The sequence below is a fragment of the Chitinophaga pinensis DSM 2588 genome, from assembly GCF_000024005.1.
Classification (GTDB): Bacteria; Bacteroidota; Bacteroidia; order Chitinophagales; family Chitinophagaceae; genus Chitinophaga; species Chitinophaga pinensis.
Genome location: NC_013132.1, coordinates 1,819,440 through 1,841,815, shown reverse-complemented (window position 1 = coordinate 1,841,815; position 22,376 = coordinate 1,819,440). Strand labels below are relative to the sequence as shown.

The 22,376-nt window shown below is 46.3% G+C and carries 14 protein-coding genes; 5 read left to right on the top strand and 9 right to left on the bottom strand.

Annotation, left to right across the window (positions count from 1 at the left end; translation table 11 throughout):
• Positions 1–47: 47 nt before the first annotated feature.
• Positions 48–905: an AraC family transcriptional regulator gene (locus tag CPIN_RS36430; RefSeq protein ID WP_012789170.1), complete on the top strand. Its 858-nt coding sequence runs from the start codon at positions 48–50 to the stop codon at positions 903–905.
• 39 nt (positions 906–944) lie between these two features.
• On the top strand, positions 945–1,604 hold the full coding sequence (locus CPIN_RS07515; RefSeq protein ID WP_044218082.1) for a siderophore-interacting protein: 660 nt from the start codon (positions 945–947) through the stop codon (positions 1,602–1,604).
• 163 nt (positions 1,605–1,767) lie between these two features.
• Here CPIN_RS07515 and CPIN_RS07510 read toward each other — a convergent pair whose 3' ends face one another.
• The 9 genes from CPIN_RS07510 to CPIN_RS07470 form a co-directional block, all read right to left on the bottom strand.
• Positions 1,768–3,288: a RagB/SusD family nutrient uptake outer membrane protein gene (locus tag CPIN_RS07510; protein WP_012789168.1), complete on the bottom strand. Its 1,521-nt coding sequence runs from the start codon at positions 3,286–3,288 to the stop codon at positions 1,768–1,770.
• Between the two features lie 12 nt (positions 3,289–3,300).
• Positions 3,301–6,396 carry a SusC/RagA family TonB-linked outer membrane protein gene (locus tag CPIN_RS07505; RefSeq protein WP_012789167.1) on the bottom strand — a complete coding sequence of 1,032 codons (3,096 nt, stop codon included), beginning with the start codon at positions 6,394–6,396 and terminating at the stop codon, positions 3,301–3,303.
• Positions 6,397–6,665: 269 nt separating this feature from the next.
• A complete protein-coding gene (locus tag CPIN_RS36425) occupies positions 6,666–7,262 on the bottom strand; it encodes a response regulator transcription factor (protein ID WP_012789166.1) in 597 nt (198 codons plus the stop codon).
• A gap of 945 nt (positions 7,263–8,207) precedes the next feature.
• Positions 8,208–8,543, bottom strand: a complete 336-nt coding sequence (locus CPIN_RS07495; RefSeq protein ID WP_012789165.1) for a LytTR family transcriptional regulator DNA-binding domain-containing protein — start codon at positions 8,541–8,543, stop codon at positions 8,208–8,210.
• A gap of 301 nt (positions 8,544–8,844) precedes the next feature.
• Positions 8,845–9,135: a hypothetical protein gene (locus CPIN_RS07490; RefSeq protein ID WP_012789164.1), complete on the bottom strand. Its 291-nt coding sequence runs from the start codon at positions 9,133–9,135 to the stop codon at positions 8,845–8,847.
• An 802-nt stretch (positions 9,136–9,937) separates the two neighbouring features.
• Positions 9,938–10,642, bottom strand: a complete 705-nt coding sequence (locus CPIN_RS07485) for an AcvB/VirJ family lysyl-phosphatidylglycerol hydrolase (protein ID WP_012789163.1) — start codon at positions 10,640–10,642, stop codon at positions 9,938–9,940.
• Positions 10,643–10,654: 12 nt separating this feature from the next.
• On the bottom strand, positions 10,655–13,240 hold the full coding sequence (locus CPIN_RS07480) for a phosphatidylglycerol lysyltransferase domain-containing protein (RefSeq protein ID WP_012789162.1): 2,586 nt from the start codon (positions 13,238–13,240) through the stop codon (positions 10,655–10,657).
• A gap of 110 nt (positions 13,241–13,350) precedes the next feature.
• The gene (locus CPIN_RS07475; protein WP_012789161.1) at positions 13,351–13,791 is read right to left on the bottom strand and encodes a universal stress protein; all 441 of its coding nucleotides are present in this window, start codon (positions 13,789–13,791) and stop codon (positions 13,351–13,353) included.
• Positions 13,792–14,138: 347 nt separating this feature from the next.
• Positions 14,139–16,739, bottom strand: a complete 2,601-nt coding sequence (locus CPIN_RS07470; protein ID WP_012789160.1) for a family 20 glycosylhydrolase — start codon at positions 16,737–16,739, stop codon at positions 14,139–14,141.
• Positions 16,740–16,890: 151 nt separating this feature from the next.
• On the opposite strand from CPIN_RS07470, the gene CPIN_RS07465 reads away from it, so the two are divergent.
• The 3 genes from CPIN_RS07465 (at position 16,891) to CPIN_RS07455 (ending at position 22,376) form a co-directional block, all read left to right on the top strand.
• The gene (locus CPIN_RS07465; protein ID WP_012789159.1) at positions 16,891–17,709 is read left to right on the top strand and encodes a mechanosensitive ion channel family protein; all 819 of its coding nucleotides are present in this window, start codon (positions 16,891–16,893) and stop codon (positions 17,707–17,709) included.
• 39 nt (positions 17,710–17,748) lie between these two features.
• Positions 17,749–19,308, top strand: coding sequence for an FMN-binding glutamate synthase family protein (locus CPIN_RS07460; RefSeq protein WP_012789158.1), 1,560 nt, complete (start codon positions 17,749–17,751; stop codon positions 19,306–19,308).
• 254 nt (positions 19,309–19,562) lie between these two features.
• Positions 19,563–22,376 (top strand): S8 family peptidase, encoded by a 2,814-nt coding sequence (locus CPIN_RS07455; protein WP_012789157.1) that lies wholly within the window; start codon positions 19,563–19,565, stop codon positions 22,374–22,376.

Sequence of the window (22,376 nt, the reverse complement as noted above, 5' to 3'; positions counted from 1 at the left end):
AATTTATCAGCGGCTGCTTCGTCTACCTATTAGCAAAGCACCTGACTATGCCCGCATCTGCTCCTTTTATTGTTTCCTATCAGCTGGAAGATTTCGCTCCGGGAGGCCTTCCCTTTGTCGTTGGAGAGCTTAGCGCTCATACTGCGGCAGGACATGCACATCTTTTGGGCATACACCGGCATTCCTACTACATGCTGGCACTCTGCACAGAAGGGCAAACCACTGATATGCTGGATTTCGAACCCATAACCGTGAAAGCCGGTGAAATGATGCTGATCGTTCCTGGTCAGGTACATGAACCCCGGCGGGATTATACAGGAAAGGGGTTTATAGTCGCATTTTCGGCCGATTTCCTACTACATCAGGAAGTAAATCTTCCCACACTTCCATCCGGGCCTGTACACCTCTCTGACGCAGATTTTGCACAGGCATGTCTTATCATCACACAACTGCAACGGGAATACACAGAGCAGACACCACAATATGTGGCGATGTTACAACATTATCTGTCGCTGCTGATCACCTTGTTGTATCGTCATGCCAGCGCTTATAGGCAGTCCGGTCCTCCCTTGTTGCAACGCTATCGTAGCCTGTTGTCCGCACACTTTCTGGAATGGACCAAACCCGCACAATATGCGGCTGCCCTGCATGTATCCGTAGATCACCTGAATGAAGTTGTCAAACTGCATACAGGGCAGACCGTTTCCGCACATCTCAATGAAAGGCGTGTACTGGAAGCGAAAAGACTACTGCTGCACGCAAAAGAAAGTATCAAAGAAATAGCCTGGCACCTGCAATTTAACGAGGTGTCTTACTTCAATCGTTTCTTCAAACAGCATACGGGTGATACGCCTGCGGCCTTCAGAGATAAAGTCCGGGAAAAGTATCTATCTCACCCGGAATAGTATAATCAGCACCACTTTACACCGGACTACTTTTGCATTATGTCATACCTGAAAGATAAAGCCCAGGCCTTTTTTATGGCCAGGATGGGAAAAACTGCAAGCGTTATTGCAACAGAATATATTGCCAACAACCTGCTCGCAGTCACTTTACAACTGCCGGATGCCCTGAAATGGCGCAGTTGTCAGCACCTGAAATTTGAAGTAGATAAATCTAACTGCCGGGACTACACGGTAGCTGCCTGGAATGAAACAAAACAACAGGCTACATTGCTGATCGACATCGGCCATGAAGGTGCAGGCAGCAACTGGGCCAGGCAATTACAACCTGGAGATACCACACTCTATGTAGGTCCGGGCGGCGGATTTCATCAACCCACTGCTTCCACACACCTGGTGTGTATCGGTGATGCAAGCGCGGTAGGTCATTTCACCTCACTACATTCCAGGAAAGGCGCAGGGCAACAGCTGCACACACTGATCTGTCATCACCAGCCCTTACCGGAACAACTACTGCAAATGCCCGTAACGACGCTGCTGAACTACACTAGCGGCGTTATTGAGTGGCTGACAAAACACGAACTGCCTTTACAGGATACAACGTTTTATGTGGCCGGACAAGTCAGGCTCGTTGTGCAGACGCGCAAGCTGCTGAAGCAATCAGGCGCATCACAGATCAAACCTGCCGGCTTCTGGGAATAGAATTTAGAATTAACAATTAGGAATTAGGAATTGGTTAGCCATATTTATAAGTATAGCTTTTCTTACATTACAATCAGCCTCGAATAACAAACTACCTGTAAGTGCGAATAAAGACATTTACCAATCAATTCCTAATTCCTAATTGTTAATTCCTAATTCCTAATCAGTTGTAACCATCATTCTGCTTCAGATTGCCGGCTCCAAGATCGATCTGACGCTGCGGAATAGGAAATACCTTATTACGCTGATTAAAGGTCTTCCCATGGGCTGTAAATGCAGCTGCTGCTCTGCCAGGCGCCAGTGCATCCTGACGGATCAGGTCAAAAAAGCGGTCATGTTCCATGGCCAGCTCCACTCTCCTTTCATGCCAGATGTATTCCCGGGTAACGCTTGTCACCGGACCCAAACCAGCGCGTGGATGTAAGGCACTGATATCAGTTGCAGCGGTTCCTCCACTACCTAATGCCAGCGCTGCTTCTGCATGTATCAGCAATATTTCAGCATAACGCAGTATACGCAGATTTTTAGGCAACCGGCCCCTGTTTCCACAGTTCGCTTCTGCACTCTGGCTGTGATAAGATTTGTAGTTATAACGGGCGTTTTCCACACTGTCTCTGCCGGGTATACGGAAACCATCCCACAGGAAAGTGCCGTTCGGCTGAATAGTGATGATGGTCGCAGCTTCTCTGCGGTCGCCATCTTCATATTCATCTGACAGACTCTGAGAAGGCGTACCAAATCCCCAGCCCAGATCTGCCCAGCCGAACTTACCACCTGCACGTGGCGCCTGACATTCTGCATAGTTGGCAATTGCGGCTTCACAGGCGGAGTTTTCTCCAGTCTGTACTTCGAAAATAGACTCAATACTATTAGCGCCGGTTTCTCTCCAGATCTGAAAATAGTCGTCCAGTAAACCATAAGTACCCAGTTTCTGTGTAACGATGGAATCACTCAGACTAAAAGCCCGTTGCCAGTTCTGACGATACAGCATCACCTTCGCCAGCATACCGGCTGCCGCTGCTTTATTGGCCCTGCCAACACCTGTATTTGCCTGTCCTTTTGCGGCTACATTAGCCAGGGCAAATTCCAGGTCACTGATGATAAACGCATAAATATCATCTACGCTGGCTTTCGTCTGAAAAGCAGCGCTATTCGATTCCTGTGGCGTGATCACCCTGTCTATCTTGGGTACACCTCCAAAGAAACGCACCAGGTCAAAGTAGAAATAAGCGCGCAGGAAACGCATTTCCCCTATCAGCTGATTTTTCAGTGTTTCATCCAGGGTGCTGCCTTCCAGTGTAGACAATGCCTGGTTAGCACGGGCTACGCCCAGATAAAAGGTACTCCAGATACTGTTCAGCGTATTGACTGATGCATCCATTGTCAGGTTATCCAGGGCGCCGGAATTCGGCATATCATCCCCGCTGTTACTGCCCTTATCTGCATCATCAGAAGCAATGTTGGTCATCCCCACATAAGAGAAACCATGCATATTGCCTTCCCACATGGTGTTATAGACACCGATCACCAGTTTCTGTGCAGTGGCAGGATCCAATGCAGAAGCTTCCTGGTCTATCTGTCCCTGCGGTTTTACATCCAGGTAATTATCGCAGGAAGTGATGCCTGTAAATATCAGTACGATCAGGCAGCACCCTATTTTTTTATAATTCAGTATAAGATTCATGGCTGTTCCGTTTTAAAATGAGACATTGACACCCAGTGCAAACGTGCGGGTAGTTGGATACGCACTCAGTTCTATACCGGCATCCAGGATACCGCTTTTGTTGTTGGTCGCATTGGCGTCATCAATCGTACCACCAGGCAACTCCGGACTGAAACCACTGAATTTCTTCAGCGTAAACAGGTTCTGCGAAGTAGCGTAAATGCGGAAGCTGTTGATACCGATCAGCTTCATTGTTTTGGATGAGAAGGTGTATCCGAGCATAAGGTTATTGAGACGCACATAAGTGCCTGATTCTACGAAATAAGTGGAGGCAGGCGTACCAGATGTGATCAGCCGCGGATCTGTCGTAGAAGCGTTGGTGCTTGTCCAGCGTTTGCTCGCATAATCAGCTTCTATATTATCCGCAGGATCAAAACGGAACGCCTTCTTACCATTATAGATCTTGTTACCGGCGTTGCCATAGAAATTGGCGCTGAGATCAAGCCCTTTGTAATTCAGTCCCAGGTTAAAGCCAAAGAAGCATTTAGGCTGGAAAGAACCTGCATAGATCTTGTCATTATCATCAATATCACCGTCGCCGTCTACGTCGCGGTATTTAAGATCACCGGGAGCAGCACCTGGCTGGATCGCATTCCCTGAAGGGCCTTTATAATTATCAATTTCAGCCTGGTTCTGGAAAATGCCGATGGCATCTCTTACATAGAAACTACCAACAGGATGTCCGTTGTCTGTACGGGTTACAAAGCTCTGTTGACCGACATTACCACCCTGTAATGCCTGTCCGCCGTTAAGACCTGTCAGTTCATTTTTATTGAAAGTGACATTACCGCCAATAGTATAACTCAGGTCATCGGTGATATCATCTTTCCAGTTCAGGGATATTTCCCAGCCCTGGTTTTTGAAAGATGCTGCATTGGTGATGTAGGAATTATCCTGGTCACCGAGAATGGCGGGGGTATTCACTACCACCAGTGCATCTGTGGTTTTTTTATTGTAATAATCGATCTCACCACTCAATCTGCTTTTCAGCAAGGCAAATTCAAAACCGACATCATACTGTGTAGTGGCTTCCCATTTCAGGAAAGGGTCTTTCACTTCTTTCAGGGCACCCCCCAAACTGACCGTACCGTCAAAGACGTAGGGTGCATCAACGCTGGTCACCGCGATATAGGCATTGGTAGGAATGTTGTCATTACCCAGTTTACCCCAGCTACCACGCAGTTTCAGGAAGTCAAAGACGCCTTTGTCTTTCAGGAAACTTTCTTCTGACAATACCCAACCCAGTCCGACGGTCGGGAAATAGCCCCAGCGTTCGCTGAATTTAGAACTACCGTCAGCACGAATGGAGGCACTTAACAGGTAGCGGCCGTCATATCCGTAGTTCACGCGACCTACAAATGACTGACGGGCATATTTATCACCGACGTTAGCAATCGTGGATTGTACATTGGGATCGCCCAGATCCAGGTACCAGAGGTCTTCTGCTTCCGGCACATTGATACGTACCCCTTTGAGGGAGGTACTGTAGAAACCTTCCGTTACCGAACCGGCCAGTAATGTGAGGGAGTGTTTATCGAATGTTTTATCAAATGTGATCGTGTTATCCCAGATCCAGCCCTGTGAACGGTATTCTTCGCGGGTGAGGCGGCTGTTCTGGTTTTGTTGGTTACCACCGGCTACCAGGAAGGTGGCGTCGTCATTGAGGAAGCGGTAGGCGTAGATCCGGTCATTCCCGAATTTGAGATCGGCGTTAAAACCGGAACGCAGTTTCAGGGAAGACACCGGGGAATATTCCAGGGCTACGTTTCCCTGCAGACGGCTTTCCCCGCGACCATCATTTCTCTTGTTGATAGCCAGGAGCGGGTTACCCACGTTGGCCCATCCGGAGGTATTACCATAACGGCCATTTTCAAGCGCCTTAACAATGGGCGCTGCCCTGTAGATATTGCGGTAAGTATCTCCGAGTTCCACATCCCGGGAGATAGCACGGGAATATGAGATCATGGAAGTAAACTTCAGCTGATCCGTGATATTGACGTCATTATTGGCCCTGAAGGTGAAACGCTTGAAATTGTTGGTCTGGATGATACCATCTTCCTGGATATATCCCGCACTCAGGTAATAGGTGCTTTTTTCAGACCCACCGGATACGGAGATATTATGGTTCATCTGAAAAGCTTTCCGGAGCACTTCATTGTACCAGTTGGTCCTACCGTTGTATACATATGGGTTATTAACAGGATCTTTACCAGGCGCTGCATCTGTGAGGTAAGAGATGTACTGGTCGCGACTGGCCATCTCTACGAGGCTGGCAGCTTCCCTGAAGCCCACGTTAGCGTCATATCTTACCTGTGGCGTACCTGCCTTTCCCTTGCGCGTGGTGATGATAATGACACCATTGGCAGCACGTACCCCATAGATAGCGGCGGAAGCGTCTTTCAGCACGTCCATGGTGAGGATGTCTGCGGTAGCGATATTCCGGATATCGTCCGTAAGTACTCCATCTACTACATAAAGCGGGTTGGCGCCTGCCAGTACGGAACCGGTACCACGTACCCTGATCTGGGGCTGGGAATTGGGTTGTCCGGAGGAGATTACCTGCACCCCGGCTATACGGCCCTGGGCTGCCTGTGTGGGCGTCTGTACGGGTTGGGTAAGCAGGTCTTCCCCTTTGACAGAAGCGATCGACCCGGTCAGGTCTTTCTTACGCTGGGTACCATAACCTACGACTACGACCTGTTCCAGCTGGCTTTCGGAAGTCCTGAGTATGATATTGAGCGGTGCAGCGCCGGCCTTTACTTCCTGGCTGACATAACCGAGATAAGAAAATACGAGGGTATCTTTTCCTGCGGGAAGGTTGATAGTAAAGGTGCCATCCGCTCCCGAGGTGGTACCTGTCGAAGTACCTTTTACACGGATGGTCACGCCGATAAGGCCTACGCCATTGTTGTCTTTCACTGTTCCTTTCACGGGGCCTTCCTGTTCTGCCATGCTGTTGGGGACAGCGCTGCTTCCTGGTGCAGGCGATTGCTGTGCGGAGGCGGTGATACCCACTGCCAGTGACAACAACAGCAATATGCCCGCTGTTTTTGTACCATTAGTTCTCATAACGATGATTTTTGCTTGGGTGTGATTAATCTTTCAATGCTGACTGTTCTAGCGTTTAGTTTGTTGTTTTAAATACGACAAAGATGGTATGGGTAAACGGACAAAGGACCGCTGTACAGCATGTCAGGGGTACTGCGGGTTACTACAGCAACTAAAATGTAAAGTGGTGATAAAGCAGCTCAATCAGACAATAGGTCTGATCTAAAATAGCATGTTCCAGTTATATAACAAAATGGGGAAATAAAAGTTAAGAGAGGGAAAAAACGACCTCAACTGCCAACCAGTCGCTCCTGCATGGCTTTCACGATAGCGCCGGACCGGGAATTTACATCCAGCTTACGGTATATATTCATAATGTGGGAGCGTACGGTGCCTACGCTGATATGGCAATGTTCGGCGATTTTTTTATAGGTATCTCCATTTACAAGACAATCGAGTACTTCCAGTTCACGAGGTGACAATCCATAACGGTGGTCCTGGCTACCGGCATTTTTACGGTTAAAAAATGCGAGTACCTTCTGCACGGCGAGCAGGTTAGTTTGCATCGCGGCTTCATATACCTGGGAAAAAACATTAGTCAGGGAAGCTGACGGTTCAGGAGTAACCTGACGTGGATGTACGTTGGAGACAGACAACTCTTTCCCATGAACACTATACAGTACAATATTCATTTCCGGGTAGGCTGCTTTTAATATGCTGGCGGCTTCGGTTGGTGTTAATCCCGGAATATCCATATCCATGAATATTATATTGCTTATATCTTTTGCCAGCTGTTGAACAAGTTGGTTGGCTTCGCCTTGTCCTTCTGTCTCTAAAGCACCCTCTTCATCAGCCTGCCCAACGTTATTAGGCCTCACATTTTTCATAATGTATTTTTTGGGTTTGAATATGTTGCGAAACCTTCTCCGGTAACTGTAAGTCCTGGTAACTCTTCTAATAAGTATGGCCAAAAATGGAAAAAATGGCTGGATTTGATGGTTTCACATACCGAAACAAATTTGATACAAATACCGCCAGTAGTCAATCGGATAAGTATATGATTTTTCAATAAATACTAATAAACAAATTATACAATATTAAAATTATCCAAAAATGAAGGTGGATATTCTTTACAGGCAGAGCTTGACATAGGTGTAACGCGGAAACATTATACTACCAATTTACAGGTAAATACTGAGAAACTGACCAGCAATAATGTAAGAGACTGCAACAATATGTAAGTCACGAGAAATCTGAACAGATACTGAACGCGACCTTAACAATCGGTTAACCATGGATTCCGAATTTAATATCTAGTTTTGATCTCAGTAGCCCCATTTAGTGCTGATTATCAAAAGATTTTATTTTGTTGCGGTATAGATTTATTCTTGCCATTCTGAAATCCGCAACGGTTGACATGTGAATGTTCAGGGCCCTTACCCATCAGTTGGTAAGGGCCTTTATTTTTACGTTTCCTAACAACAAATACCAGCTGTTTTCAATACGTACACAAGGTGTATGCTGCTGCTTATTATTAGCTGATCAGTCAGTGTTCGCATAAATATTTTCTGTAAATATGTTTGCAGGCATCATTCAACAATGTCTTCGATTATATCGCCATTATACCGTTATTATGCCGTTAGCGCTCCGTTCATGAACGTAGTAATAACGGCGTAGTAACGATGTTTCTTCGTTGTAATACGAAGAATAAGTGCATATCAGGATGAAGATGAAGCTCTTAGGCTCATTTTGATCGAAGAACACCTGTAACTGCTATATAATCAATTCGTTACAGCGAAACTTTCATCATCTTGATACGACAATAACCGCTGTTAAGCAACACGCCCTGGCTGTAACCAATGCGAACCGATCTTGCCTGTTTGTCTGTCCCGCTGGGTAATCAGCCCGGTGTTCATGTGAATATACTGATCACAGATACCGGAGATGTAGTGAAGATTGATCATGAATTTCCTTCTTACCGCCACAAAAGCATCCTGTGGCAGGCATGACCAGATCCTCTCTGGTGTTTCCTCGGAAATAATGTGTGAATGCGTCAGGTGGAGTACACAGCCGTCTGCACGGATTTCTACAAATTGCAATTCACGAACGGGGATGCGGACACGCTGTCCTTTGGAATAAATATGGAATGCGGACTGGTGTTTATTCATGTGCTTTTACAGGGATTAATTGTTTTTAATAGCATACAGTTTTAAAACCGGCAGGTAACTGAATAGAAACCTGCGTACAGAAGCTTATGAAATCTAAACCGTCTTATGAGAAAAGTAGTATAAAAAAAATCTTTTTAGATATAGGCAGGAAAGGTAAAGAGGATTCAGGCAGCTAGAGTTAACCCCTTGTTAATACAATAGTTAATACGGAGTTAACTGCGGAGTATCAGACTCCGCAGCAATTCCGTCCAGGCAAGGGAAATCCCCTGCAAAATAAAATTCAGCGCAGGTGGAAAATGCGTTACGGCAACAACAAAGAAACGTCCGTAAACATTCCAAGGATTGCTACCATGGCAAGCGTCAGGTTCTTGACGAACCGGATATTAAAGCCTCCTTTTTCCGAGTAATAATAACTTTCCTTGTAGCGATCATAAGCTATCGGAGCACCAAGCTCTTTCATCATTTTAAGAAATTCAAATAGCGTTCTTTCGGAAATACGCAGCCTCTTTGCAAGATGGGCGGGCTTTCCGGTTCCTTTGATTCTTATCAGATAATCAATGGTCTGCAGTCTTTCAAAATAACGTTTAGGCATGCTGGCATAGTGGGGTTTACAATGAAAAGAAATAATAATAACAAGTAGTTCGCTGATCTTTATTCACCGCGTCGGCTTTCTCCGGGCTAATGTTGTGAGTAGCCATAGTGTATGTGTCTTTTTGTATCAATTACTGGTTGCTATGTTGTCAACATTATACTCGTAAAGGCATATTCTTTAGGTGTCATTCGACCCGGATCATACAAACAGGGCCTGCCTTTTATGGCAGTCATAAGTGCAATTTTCATAAACAATATATATTTTGAGGGTATGTGATCATAACTCATCTCCCACAAAGGATAGCCACTCTGCAAGCTAAAAAAAACTACTGCTATTTTGTTGCAGGCCGATTGGTTTTTGCTGCTGTTATTTCTACAGCAAGAATAAACTCCCCCGGTTGAAACCTGGGGAGTATTCATCAAAAACCAACCATTAAAAGTCTTATCTACCACGGCTTTCGACCTCACTGTTCCACAACCGGGGCAATATCTTTCGGTATAATATATTTATCCAAAATAGCTGTAACCTTCATCCGTATGTGAAAAACTCTCAGGTAGATACCTGAGGGCTATATCCATGGCTGACAAATAGTGGTATTTCCTTAATTTCTCTGCTGCATCACTACGTTGTAATACTACAATTCAGGTCGCAGAAATTAGTTAATAAGATGTTAACGGAATAAAATTATCCCGCCCGCTACACATAAGCTCATGTGTATGAAAGCATTAGATTTACGCTACAGTAGAACGTTTTAGCAAGAAAATAGACAGGCGTTAACGTGTTGTTAAACGAAGAGGGTCGTTTAACGTTGAAGCAAGTGCGAAAGGATCTGTTGCACCACCCCTACCGCATCATCATTATAATGATGACCTCCGGGTAATACCAGTTGTTTGTAATTGTTAATCGTCAGGGATTTACTGTCGAAGTCCTTTTCATCCTGACCAAAAATCAGCAATAAAGGTTTGCCGGAAATGGTATTCATCGCCGCCGGCACATTCATACTACCCGGTGTACTGGTCTTGCCCAGCATGTCAGATAAATGCACCACCATATCCGTACTGGAAGAAGGTGACATAAATACCAGGTGCTGTACCTGTGATTGTAAGGTTGCCGGCAAACTGTTATATATAAACGGCAGCACATCCGCTCCCATTGAATAGCCGATAAGCAAAAACGAGTGATTGTTCCACTGTGTACTATAATACTGCATCAGAGCAGCTACGTCTCCCGCAGCCTGTGCAGGCGTCTTTTTGCTCCAAAAATACTTCAGCGCGTTCAGTCCGATAACAGGATATCCCTTCGAAGCCAGCGTATTCACCATATCCACAGAAAACTTCTTCATCCCTCCGTCACCGGTAATGTAAAATACCACCGGGTGCTCCGCCGCTCCTGTTGACGGCACCTTTACTGTTACCGGTAGTTTACTCAGATCCCGCTGCTGTGCTTTCAAGGCTGTTGCGCCGGCAAATATAGCCAGCAGCAACAGCAGATGTTTTCTTCCACTCATTGTATGATCGATTTATGCTCTCATCACCTTACTCAACGCACCTGGTAACTGAATCAGATCAAAGTCATGTTCGTATACCAGGTATTTATTGGACCACTCCGTTGCATACTTTTCTTTGAACTCACGTAATCCATGGTAATGACGGAAAGCCTTTATTTTTTCATAAGCAAATTTCACTACCTGTTCGGCAGTATTCTGCGGCTGTTGTATACCAGACATAGGTACCAGACCAAGATTCAGATATTGTAAACCTTTCTCTTTGGCATCCTGTATCAGCGCAATGATCAGCGCATCCATACAACCGCCCGGCGCTTCGGTACGTTTGCGTATCAGGTCATACGTACACTCACCGGGTGCATAGTCAGGAATGATATTCAGGAAGGCCGCAATCCTTCCATCTGCATCCGTCACCGTAATTACATCCTGCTCACGGATTTCATCTACATCAAACAATCCCTGGGAGAACGTCATTTCCTTTACTTCATATTGCGCCAGCCACTCGTCTGATATCTCCTTCAATTCCTGTACCAATGCCGGTGGCAATGGTGCGGAATGCATCTTCGTCACATATCCTTTTGCCGCCAGACTGTTTAACCCATTACGTAAGGATTTCTTATCCTTACCACTCAGCGTAAATGCCGTTACATCTACAATACCCTCCTGCCCTATTAACAGGCGTTTTTTACGCAGGTGTTCGAAGTAATACATACTCTGTTCATCCACCCGATAAAAAGCAGGTCTCAGCCCCATTGTACGGCATTGCTGCTCAAATTCCTGCAGCAATGGCAACTTCACCTCTTCTGCACATACCGGTTCCTCCAGCACGATCGCAAAACTGCTTGCGATGCGGTAGGCAATAAAACCCTGGTATTGTTCAGACACATATAACAACTTGTCATCTCCCACTTTGAAATGATCCATCGCAGAACTACCATACTGACTCAGATAATAATGCGCTTTTTCCAGCGCCGCATTAGTATGCTTGCCTGCCGGCAGATAAGGACGGATGATCGTGTAAAACAGGAAGGCCCAGGCGCCTACACCCAACACCCTGATCGCGCTCAGGAACTCGCGTCCGAAACGTGTCATCGGTTTCAGTCCGTCGTCTTCCAGCAAGAGGAACCCATGGAAAGAAGCTCTCAACGATCGTGACCAGGTAAATTCCATCCCAAAATGACGGGCATTCAGGAAATAGAACCCGATGGTCCCGAAAAACAAGACGACCAGTAAAGTAGAAATGGCCGTAATCACCCCGATATTGACCAGTTGCCGGTTACTTCTAACCCGATACTGGCTGGAGGTGATGATCAATGTAATTACTGTACCCATCGCCAAGGCAGCTTCTTCATAGTCCAGTGCCTTACTGATATGTCCAACCACTGACAACAGCGATACCGACAAAGCAACAATCCAGGCGCTGCGCAGTCCCCTGAACAGGAAGGTAGCCGTCACCAGCAATATCAATCCCAGGAAAACTACCAGCAGGTTGGAAGCATGAATACTCTCAATAGGAATATACGCGCGCAGCAATCGCAGACGGCCACGTAAAGGAGGCGTCAGTACAGAAAAGATGTTTACCATCCCCAGCAGAAAGATCAGCACCGGCGGTAATAAACGCAGCAGTAAATGCCTCCCTTTCAGGATAAAAGACACAACCCCTGCTACCAATGGCAGCCAGAATTCAAAAAGACGGTATAATAAGGTTATTTCAAGCGCTTGCAGCGAAGAGAAGCCATAATTGGTCAACAGATAAGCGAGCGACAATTCTATCGCTCCCAGACCACGTAAAAACGGCGATACGATCAGGAAGATCGTAGCCACGATATATCCCACACAGGCAGCCTCCAGGGATGGAACTGCGCCTGTCGCTTTCATACTGATATACAGGTGTGCGATCCCTACGATTTCAATACCTGCTGATACCAGGATAGTATTGATAAAAGAAGTACGATCCAGGTTAAATGCGAAGATCTCGTCCACATGGCGTACCGCATTAGGCAGATATTTTGCCAGCAGATTGTAAGCGGCGCCCCGCTGTTGTATAGAACGCACGATCCACACAACGCCTCCCAGTACGGCACAGATGGCGATCAATCCGCCTACAGCTTCCGCCATAGATTCATCATGCAGGATAGCATATCCTACCACTGGAATACCTACCAGGAAAACGGAGAAAATACCTGTAAAACCATAGATACCGGATGCCTGGTGTACCTGCTGTTTGTTGATATGACTACGACGCAGGCTCTGTGGCAGATAAGCCAGGGAACTTACCCCACCCGCAGGCAGGAAAATACTCAGCAGGTTTCTTTTCAGGAACAATTCCGTTCCGCGGTTCAGGTCGAGCTGGCCTCCAACTGACCGGAAGCTATATCTGTACATTAACGCCTGTAACAGAATATAGCCTCCCGTCAGCAGGACGCCTATGATTACCCAAAGACGGTCAGCCCGTTCTATGGCAGGTCCAAGCGAATATAATTCATGCCTTTGCTGCCGGAAGAAGTAAATCGCCAGTAGGATAAACAATACGGCCAACAATTCTTTCCAATGCAGTTTTCTCAGTAGGGGTCCTAATTTCAATCTATCTTTCAACGCCATACATTACAGGTTATAGTTAATTGTAAAAATGCTCCTTACAGAAACATTAACAACAAAACTACGTGTAAGTTGAACGGCGAAGCCCGCAGGACGGCTACTTTAATGAGATTTTAATGCTTTGAACGCTTGTATGGAACCACCAGTACAGGCACCTGGGAATGCCTGATTACAAACTCTGCCGTACTGCCGATCAGCAGGTGATCAAGCCCTGTACGACCATGCGTACCCATTACCAGGGTGCTGATACCCTGCTCTGACACCTGTTCCAGGATGTCTTCATTGGGAGAACCCAGTACGGCATTGACTGTAATGTCTACGTCGGGATAAGTGTCTTTGTAAACTTCCAGGCTGGATACTACCTGTTTCAGATGGGCGGCCAGTTCGTCTGAACTCGCGCCTGCAGCCTCTATGAGCGGCACTACTTCTCCTGCTTTATCCAGGATGGTCAATAATACTACCGGAGCTTTTGAACTTCTGGCCAATTCTATACCTGCAGCTACAACGCCTGCAGAATAGCTGCTAAGATCAACAGCTATCATGATCTTTGACATATACTTCTGATTTTAAAGTGGCTATGTTGTGGTGTTGTAGTAGGTTCAGGCGGGAGCTTGCCCATTTATTATGCAAATTTAATATAAGTAGCCGACAAATAAGAATTAGGAATTAAGAATTAGGAATTAAGAATTAAGAATTAAGAATTAAGAATTAAGAATTAAGAATTAAGAATTAAGGATTATTGTTTTAAGTGTTTTTTAAGAAAATCAGGACCTCCTTAAAAAAAGCAGGGCGCCTCAGTTAAGAAACGCCCCACTCTTTTTTATTAACTTAGTATTGCTTGCGAGTTACACAATACGATGCAATTCTTAATTCTTAATTCTTAATTCTTAATTCCTAATTTTTATTTCCTCCCCCCGTCGGTAGACAATGTCTGCGCTCTCAGCGGATTCACCGTTGTAGCTGTTCTGCTACTTCTTCCACGGGTATCAAATGCTTTGAACTTCAGGGTACCTTTCTCTGCAACAGGACCGGTATACACCTTACTCTTGCTGTTAGGTTCTTTGCCATCAGTCGTATAACGGATGGTGAAACCAGGCAGCTGGATATTTGCAGCCACACTACCATTGTTCAGCTTCAGACCCGGTGTCGGAATACGATAGTTATATCCTCCGTTGTAATGATCCAGTCTTACCAGTTCTTTTTTACCAACTACGTTTACAAAATTGTTCCATGCTTTGCCATACAGTTCTTCACTGCGTGCGCTGTCTTTCTCAATTGCCCAGTCAGGATTTTTTGCCCATGCACGTTCTGCCAGACCGAATAATTTCGGCAGGATCATATATTCCATTCTGTCGGAATTTTTCACTGTTTCACTCCACAGCAGCCCCTGTACACCAACGATATTCTCAGCGCCATAAGCAGTCAGTTTATCTTTTCCCTGGAAAATAGCCGGATTCAGGCGATTGCCTAGTGCATCTACTTTAGAGTTTTTGTAATAGTCTTCCGGTATGAAGTAGAAAGGTTTATCGATGTCCACAAATCCTCCCCAGTAGAAACCTGGTTCCTCAAAACTCTTCATATAAGCCATGTCAAAATAGAGGTTACTCACACCGGATAATACCACTTTGTAGTTAGCATTTGCCAGTCTGTAAGGCAGATCTTCTGCGCCGCCACCCATGACATTATTCCATACATCCACCATGAATTCGTTGTTGCTGAACTGAGGGTTTGGAATGTTGTGTGGTTTACCACCAACAGTCGTTTTGCGCATACCCATCTCTTCCCATCCGTATTGTTTCAGTCCGCGTGCTTTCAGCAGATCGTATACTTTGCCGTAGTAATAGTACCACAGGTCATCTGTATTTCTGATGGATTTGTCCTGCTGCATCAGCGCCCGTACTACCGGCGATTGCTGCCATACACCAGCTGGCACTTCATCCCCACCCATGTGTACATATTCCAGCGGAGCGTCGGCTTCTTTATAGTACGCCTGCAACTCTTCCACCACTTTATCGAGGAAAGTATATACAGATGGTAAGGCTACGTTGATCACGTTGTCATTCCAGTTCTGTACAGAATGATAGACTGATTTATCCTGAAAATCAGACAGCAGGTATTGTGTCGCTTCTGCTGTTTTACCCTGTGCCTGGAATTTCGCATAACGCGCTTCCATTGCTTTCACCGCAGCACGGGCGTGACCAGGTGTTTCTATTTCAGGGATCACTGTGATGTGACGGGCTGTCGCATATTTCAGGATTTCCAGGAAGTCCTGTTTCGTAAAGAAACCGCTGCCTGCAGGATCATTTACATCAGGTCCGGAACCATAAGATGGGAGCAGGGATTCTTTTTCATCTACACCGTGTCCGCGACGGCCACCTACCTGTGTCAGTTCTGGCAGGGATGGTATTTCAATACGCCAGCCTTCATCATCTGTCAGATGGAAATGGAGTACGTTCAGTTTATAGAGTGACATTACCTCCAACAGACGCAGTACATCCTGTTTGCTGTGAAAGTTACGCGCTACATCCAGCATAAAGGCACGGTAAGGATAACGCGGTGCATCTTTTACCTGAATAGCAGCTAAAGATATTGTCTTTTGTTTAGCCGCCCATGCATTAGCAGGCAGGATGCTTTTCAGGGTCTGTATACCATAGAAGATACCTGCGGCATCAGCTGCTTTGATGACAATGCCGTCGGTGGTAATCGTCAGCGTATATGCTTCCTTTGCCAGACTGCCGTCCTGTTGTAAAGCGATCCCGTTACCTTCTCCGATAGCGGGTGTAGTACCGAAAAGCGTATTCAGTTCACCTGCCAGGTAAGCCGCTTCTTTTGCAAAAGCGGGCGCTGCACTGATATGCAGACCAGGTTGCAGGGTGTAAGTACCTGTACCGGGGATCACTTCCTGCGGAGTGGGGAATACTGCCGGCAGTTGTGCCACCGGAATATCTTTGATATCCTTATTCTGTTCAAATACATCTGCCGCAGTGGTCAGGGCAGTTTTATCGCCCGGGAAACGGAGGTATTGTTTAGGTTGTGTGGAAGGACGCACCTCCAGCGGATTCATACGATATCCTTTGCCAGGTTCTTTGTCCCACACCAGGTACAATCCATCCGGCGCATCAGTGAAATTCACGGCCCAGGCATCTGCCACTATTTCAATACGCAGGGAATCGCCGGGAGCAATTCCTTTACCTGCAGCTACGGGCGCCAGTTTATACAGATCGCCATTTACATGTGCGGCAGTCACCCCTCCTGCAAAAGGGCCTGGTTTAATAGACCTGACGAAGTTGAAATACAATTGCCAGCCCTGTGCTGGGAAGGGAACTTTACTGTTGTTAACCAACGTAAATGCAGATAAGAACTGCGCTTTCCCCTGGTGATTGTTCTCCACGACTTCCCATGAAACTTTAATCCTGGAGGCGTCAAATGGCGCCTGTGCATGCACCGGTGCTGCTGCTCCGGCGAATAGTCCACATGCGAGTAATAATTGGCGAAAATGCATAAGCTGAAAGAAGTTAATCTCTGTAAGATAATGCGATACCCTTTTAAAACAAACGGATAACGTGTAAGTTTTTCCGCAGTTTACGCTTTTTATCCGGATGGCACAGTTATTACGATAGCATACTTATCTACTCATTTAAAATTGCTTCATTATGAATACCGATACTACGAACTGGGGAGATCTGATATTTGATAAACTGCACAGATGGACAGCCGCAGGGATTAAAATGTTACCCAATATGGCCGTCGCCGCATTGGTGGTGATTGCTTTCTTTTTCCTGGCCAGACTGATTAAGCTGCTGGTATATAAGTTCGTACTAAAGGTATCGCATACGCCGGCCCTGAGCGGATTATTTGCCAACCTGATATCCGTACTGGTTACGCTGATCGGTTTGTTTGTCGCCCTGGATGTCATGAAACTGGAAAAGGCCGTGTCTTCCCTGCTTGCCGGCGCCGGTATCATTGGTCTGGCTTTAGGTTTTGCTTTTCAGGATCTTACGGCAAATTTCATCTCCGGGATCTTTATCACTTTCCGCCGGCCTTTTGAGGTCGGTCATCAGATAGAAACCAATGGTTTTACCGGAAATGTGGAGGAAATACAGCTGCGATCCACACTAATCCGCACGATGGACGGATTGCATGTCATTATTCCCAATAAGGAGATTTTCCAGAAACCTATTATTAATCACTCGCTTACACCGGAAAGACGAGCAGAGATCACGTTTAATGTACCGGCAGCGAATGAGAATACACCACAGATAAAACAGCTGATCGCAACTGCTTTGAAAGATGTGGATAACCTGTCTGAGAGCAGGGAACCGGATATATGGTTTTCAAATATAGACGGGGCCAACCTGAAAGTCACTGTTTCCAGCTGGATCATCAATAAGGATATACGCACTTTCGAAAACACAAAGAATGAAATCATCATAAAGATAACCACTGTGTTAAAGGACAGTAAGCTGATCTGATTTTTCCTATCTTAGCCCCTTATTAAAGGGAGCTTATATATGAAAGGATTTATTGCTTTTACATTAGTCAGCCTGGCTTTTATAACCGGTTTGGGATACTTTTTCCCGTGGGCATGGTGGTTATTGGTGCCGGTTGCGCCATTGATTATCACCGGATTGGTGGATATCACCCAAAAAAGACATGCCATTATGCGTAACTACCCGATTGTGGGTCGTCTGCGCTATTTTATGGAAGACATCCGTCCGAAAATCTATCAGTATTTTGTAGAAAGCGACATCGACGGTAGTCCGATCAACCGTGTGGACCGTTCCACGATCTATCAGCGTGCTAAAAGGGAACTGAACTCTCAACCCTTTGGTACCCAATTTAATGTATACGCTGAAGGTTACGAGTGGATGGCGCATTCCATTGCGCCAAGAGCATTCGAAAGTATGAATAAAGACCCAAGGGTAGTCATTGGCGGAAGCGACTGTAAACAGCCTTATTCTGCCAGTATCCTGAACGTCTCAGCTATGAGTTACGGTTCCCTCAGTTCCAATGCGGTGGAAGCACTGAACGGAGGGGCCAAACTGGGCGGGTTTGCACATAATACCGGTGAGGGCGGTATCAGCGAACACCACCTGAACCAGGGCGGTGATATCATCTGGCAGATCGGTACCGGTTATTTCGGTTGTCGTAATGCAAATGGTGATTTTGACGAGCAATTGTTCTCCGAAAAATGCGCACTTCCCAATATCAAGATGATCGAACTGAAAATATCACAAGGGGCAAAACCTGGACACGGCGGTATATTACCAGCCTCCAAAAACACCCCTGAGATAGCAGCGATCCGTCACGTAAAACCGCATACGACCGTTGCTTCACCACCTTATCATACCGCATTTGGTTCTCCAAGACAGATGATGCAGTTCATCTCCCGTATGCGTCAGCTGAGCGATGGTAAACCTGTTGGTTTTAAGCTCTGTATCGGACAGAAAAGAGAATTCCATGCTATCTGTAAAGCAATGCTGGAAACCGGCTTTTATCCTGATTTTATCACTGTTGATGGTGGTGAAGGTGGTACCGGTGCAGCGCCTCCTGAATTCTCTAACTCAGTAGGTATGCCACTCATGGATGCGCTGGCGTTTGTACATGATACCCTGATAGGTTACAACATCCGTCATAAGGTAAAACTGATCGCATCCGGTAAAGTACTCACCGGTTTCCATCTGCTCCGTGCAATAGCATTAGGCGCTGATGCCTGCAACAGTGCACGTGCGATGATGATGGCCCTGGGTTGTATACAGGCCCTGGTATGTAATACCAATAAGTGTCCGACAGGTGTGGCTACACAGGACAAATGGCTGATGGCTGGTCTTGTAGTAGATGATAAAAAACATCGTGTGGCCAACTATCACCAGGATACCATCGAAAGCGCGATCGAACTCGCTGCTGCCGCCGGACTGGACACACCGCACCATATCACCCGTAGTCACATTTCCCGTCGTGTATTTATGAACCAGGTAAAGACTTTTGAAGAGATCTATCCAGGTATGCAGGTAGGGTCTTTGCTGAATAGCAGTGAAATGGAAACGATCAGCATTGATAAATGGAGTTGACGCTGCGCGAATTAGGAATTACGAATTAGGAATTAGGAATTAGGAATTGGTGAGTAATAGTCTTCTACGAAGATTATTTGCTGTATCAGTTTTAAGATTAATAACAACGAAAAAGAGTACTTCTGTATCCGAAGTGCTCTTTTTCGCTTTCAAGGAACCTCATTGTTCCAACGAATTCCTAATTCCTAATTCCTAATTCCTAATTTTTTCCCTACATTCATTCTGTCGACCAAAACTAAAATTGTTGCCCATCCATGAATGCCCGCTTGCTGAAATTCAGTCTACTCTTTCTACTTCACCTATGCATTGTATTTCAACTATTTGCACAGGACCGTCTGCGCATTGACAGTATCAGTATCCTGTATGCAGATACTAGCGGTAACGCTTCGCCCTATTTCCTGGTCAGATTCAACCATTTTCCGGGGAATGAAGTGCTGTCCAGACATGGACTCGTCCGCTCATTAAGCAGTGAACACCACATCCTGCAGGATGTCCGATTTGATACTGCGGAGGCGAAAAAAGTCGTCTCTGTCAATAAAGCAAATTATAACTGGAAATGTAGTGATCAGCTGGTACAGGAACTGAGTAAAACCGCACTGAAGGATAGCATACGCGTACAGGTATCTTATACACAGGATATCCGGCAGTTACGCTATTGCCGTCCTTTTAGTATTGCAACGGATTACCGGGTAGCATTAGCGGTCGTACAAAAGAAAGCGTGGGCATTGTTTACCGCACAGGAACAGGTGCGTTTTGCGGACAGATTACGTACACCACATACAGAGGTGATTATCAATAACGCATTACCCTCCATTGACTTTATAAACGCATTACAGCAGCAATATCCCACTTTGCAGGGAGCGCATCATATAGTGGGCATCAAGGAAGAACTGTTTGACACAACAGATATCGACCTGCTGGGGAAATCGGTTCCTTCTCCCCTGGCGGCTAATACCCTGAATCCACATGCGACCATGATGGCCACCCTGATCGCAGGAACCGGTAATTCAGGACTAAGAGGAAAAGGCGTAGCGATCAAAGCAAGGCTTAGTTCCTCTGACTACCTGCGCCTCCTGCCCGATCCTAATGACTACTTCAAAAATGCAGGTATCAGTCTGCAAAATCACTCCTATGGTACCACCATCGAAAATCAATATGCCGCAGAAGCAGTCGCCTATGACGCGCAGATTTTTACACTGGACACACTCTTACATGTCTTTTCTTCCGGTAATATCGGCAATACGGCGCCACAGGAAGGATTGTATAAGGGGCTAACAGGATATGCTAATCTGAGTGGCACTTTTAAACAATCCAAGAATGTACTCATAGCAGGTGGCGTAGATACCAATTACTTTGTACCCGCACTGAGTTCCAAAGGACCTGCTTTTGACGGCCGTGTTGCGCCACAGGTGGTTGCTTTCGGACAAGCAGGTACTTCTGATGCAGCTGCAACGACCACGGGTATTGCCACGCTGGTACAGGAAGCTTATATGCAGACATATGGTAGCCGACCATCCGCAGCCATGGTGAAAGCAATATTGATCAATAGTGCAGACGATACCGGTACACCCGGCCCCGATTATAGCAGTGGTTTTGGCATCCTGAATGCACTGGCCGCTGTGGAAACCATAAAAGACAAGCATGTAATCAGCGGTGTAGTTGCTGCGGATAATACCGCCAGCTTCACTTTGACTATTCCGGCAAACACAGCCCGTTTAAAAGCGACACTCGTCTGGAATGATCCCCCCGCTTCCGAACTGGCTGTAAAAGCATTGCTCAATGACCTGGATGTTTCTTTTGTAGAAGAAACCGGAAAGCAACATCTCCCCTGGGTATTAAGTACTTATCCACATGCAGATTCCCTAAAGAAACCTGCCTATAAAGGACGGGATACGCTGAATAACATTGAACAGATCACCATCGATATGCCTGCAGCAGGTAAAGGGCGATTGATCGTACGCGCCAATCAATTACGCGCGGGTAATACACAACGTTTCTCGCTGGCATATCAGTTTGTACCGGTATCTTCCTTTGAATGGCAATATCCGGCAGCAGGGGAACAACTCACTTCAGGCACCAATATTTCCGTTCGCTGGCGCACCCTGCATCCTGGAAACGGGACGCTGGCTTACAGTATCGATAGTGGCGCTACCTGGCTTACCATCGCTGCCAATCTTCCTTTATCAGCAGGCAATACGCGCTGGAATATACCCGCTGTATTCAGTCAGGGTTTATTGCGCATCACCACTGCCGATACCAGCTGGATCAGTCCTCCTTTCAACATATCGCCACCTGTCGCCATCAATATCGGTTTTAACTGTCCGGATACCTTGCTGGTCTACTGGCGGGGCGTACAAAATGCCCGCGCTTATGACGTGCAGACCGTGACAGGACAAACCCTCTCCCGGCTGACACTCACCAGTGATACTATACTCTCTATCCCTAAAACCCAATTACATGCTCCCTTTATTACCATACGCCCCGTGCATAAAGACGGATGGACCGGTATGCAGAGCAGTACCTACAACTATGAGCAACAGGGCGTCAGTTGTTTCTTCCGGCAGGTACTGGCCGATGTAATGGAAGATAACAGTGTTGATATTTCTGTAGTGCTGAGTAGTTTGCTGCGAATAAAGAAAGTCTACTGGGAAAGGCTGCAGGGGAATGATTTTGTCACCCTTTCTTCACAGGACATTGGGTTGGAAGATACTTACATCTTTAAAGACATCCCCGGGCGTTCCGGCATCTTCTATTACAGGGTTAAACTGGAGCTGACAGACGGACGGATTATTTACTCTGATATACAATCGGTACAACTGCTGATTAACCAGGATTTCCACCTCTTCCCGGTACCGGCAGGACAGGAATTGACACTGATCAGCAACAGACTGGGCGACTTCCGTCTACGGATTACAGACATGACCGGACGGACCATTTTTGCAGGGCCACTCACCAGTGTGCGACAGACGTACTCCTTAAAAGGAATAGCGCCCGGCGTATACCTGTGTGTGATATACGAGGGCGCTCAGAAAATATTTGTGAAACGCTTTATTAAAGCGGGAGATTAA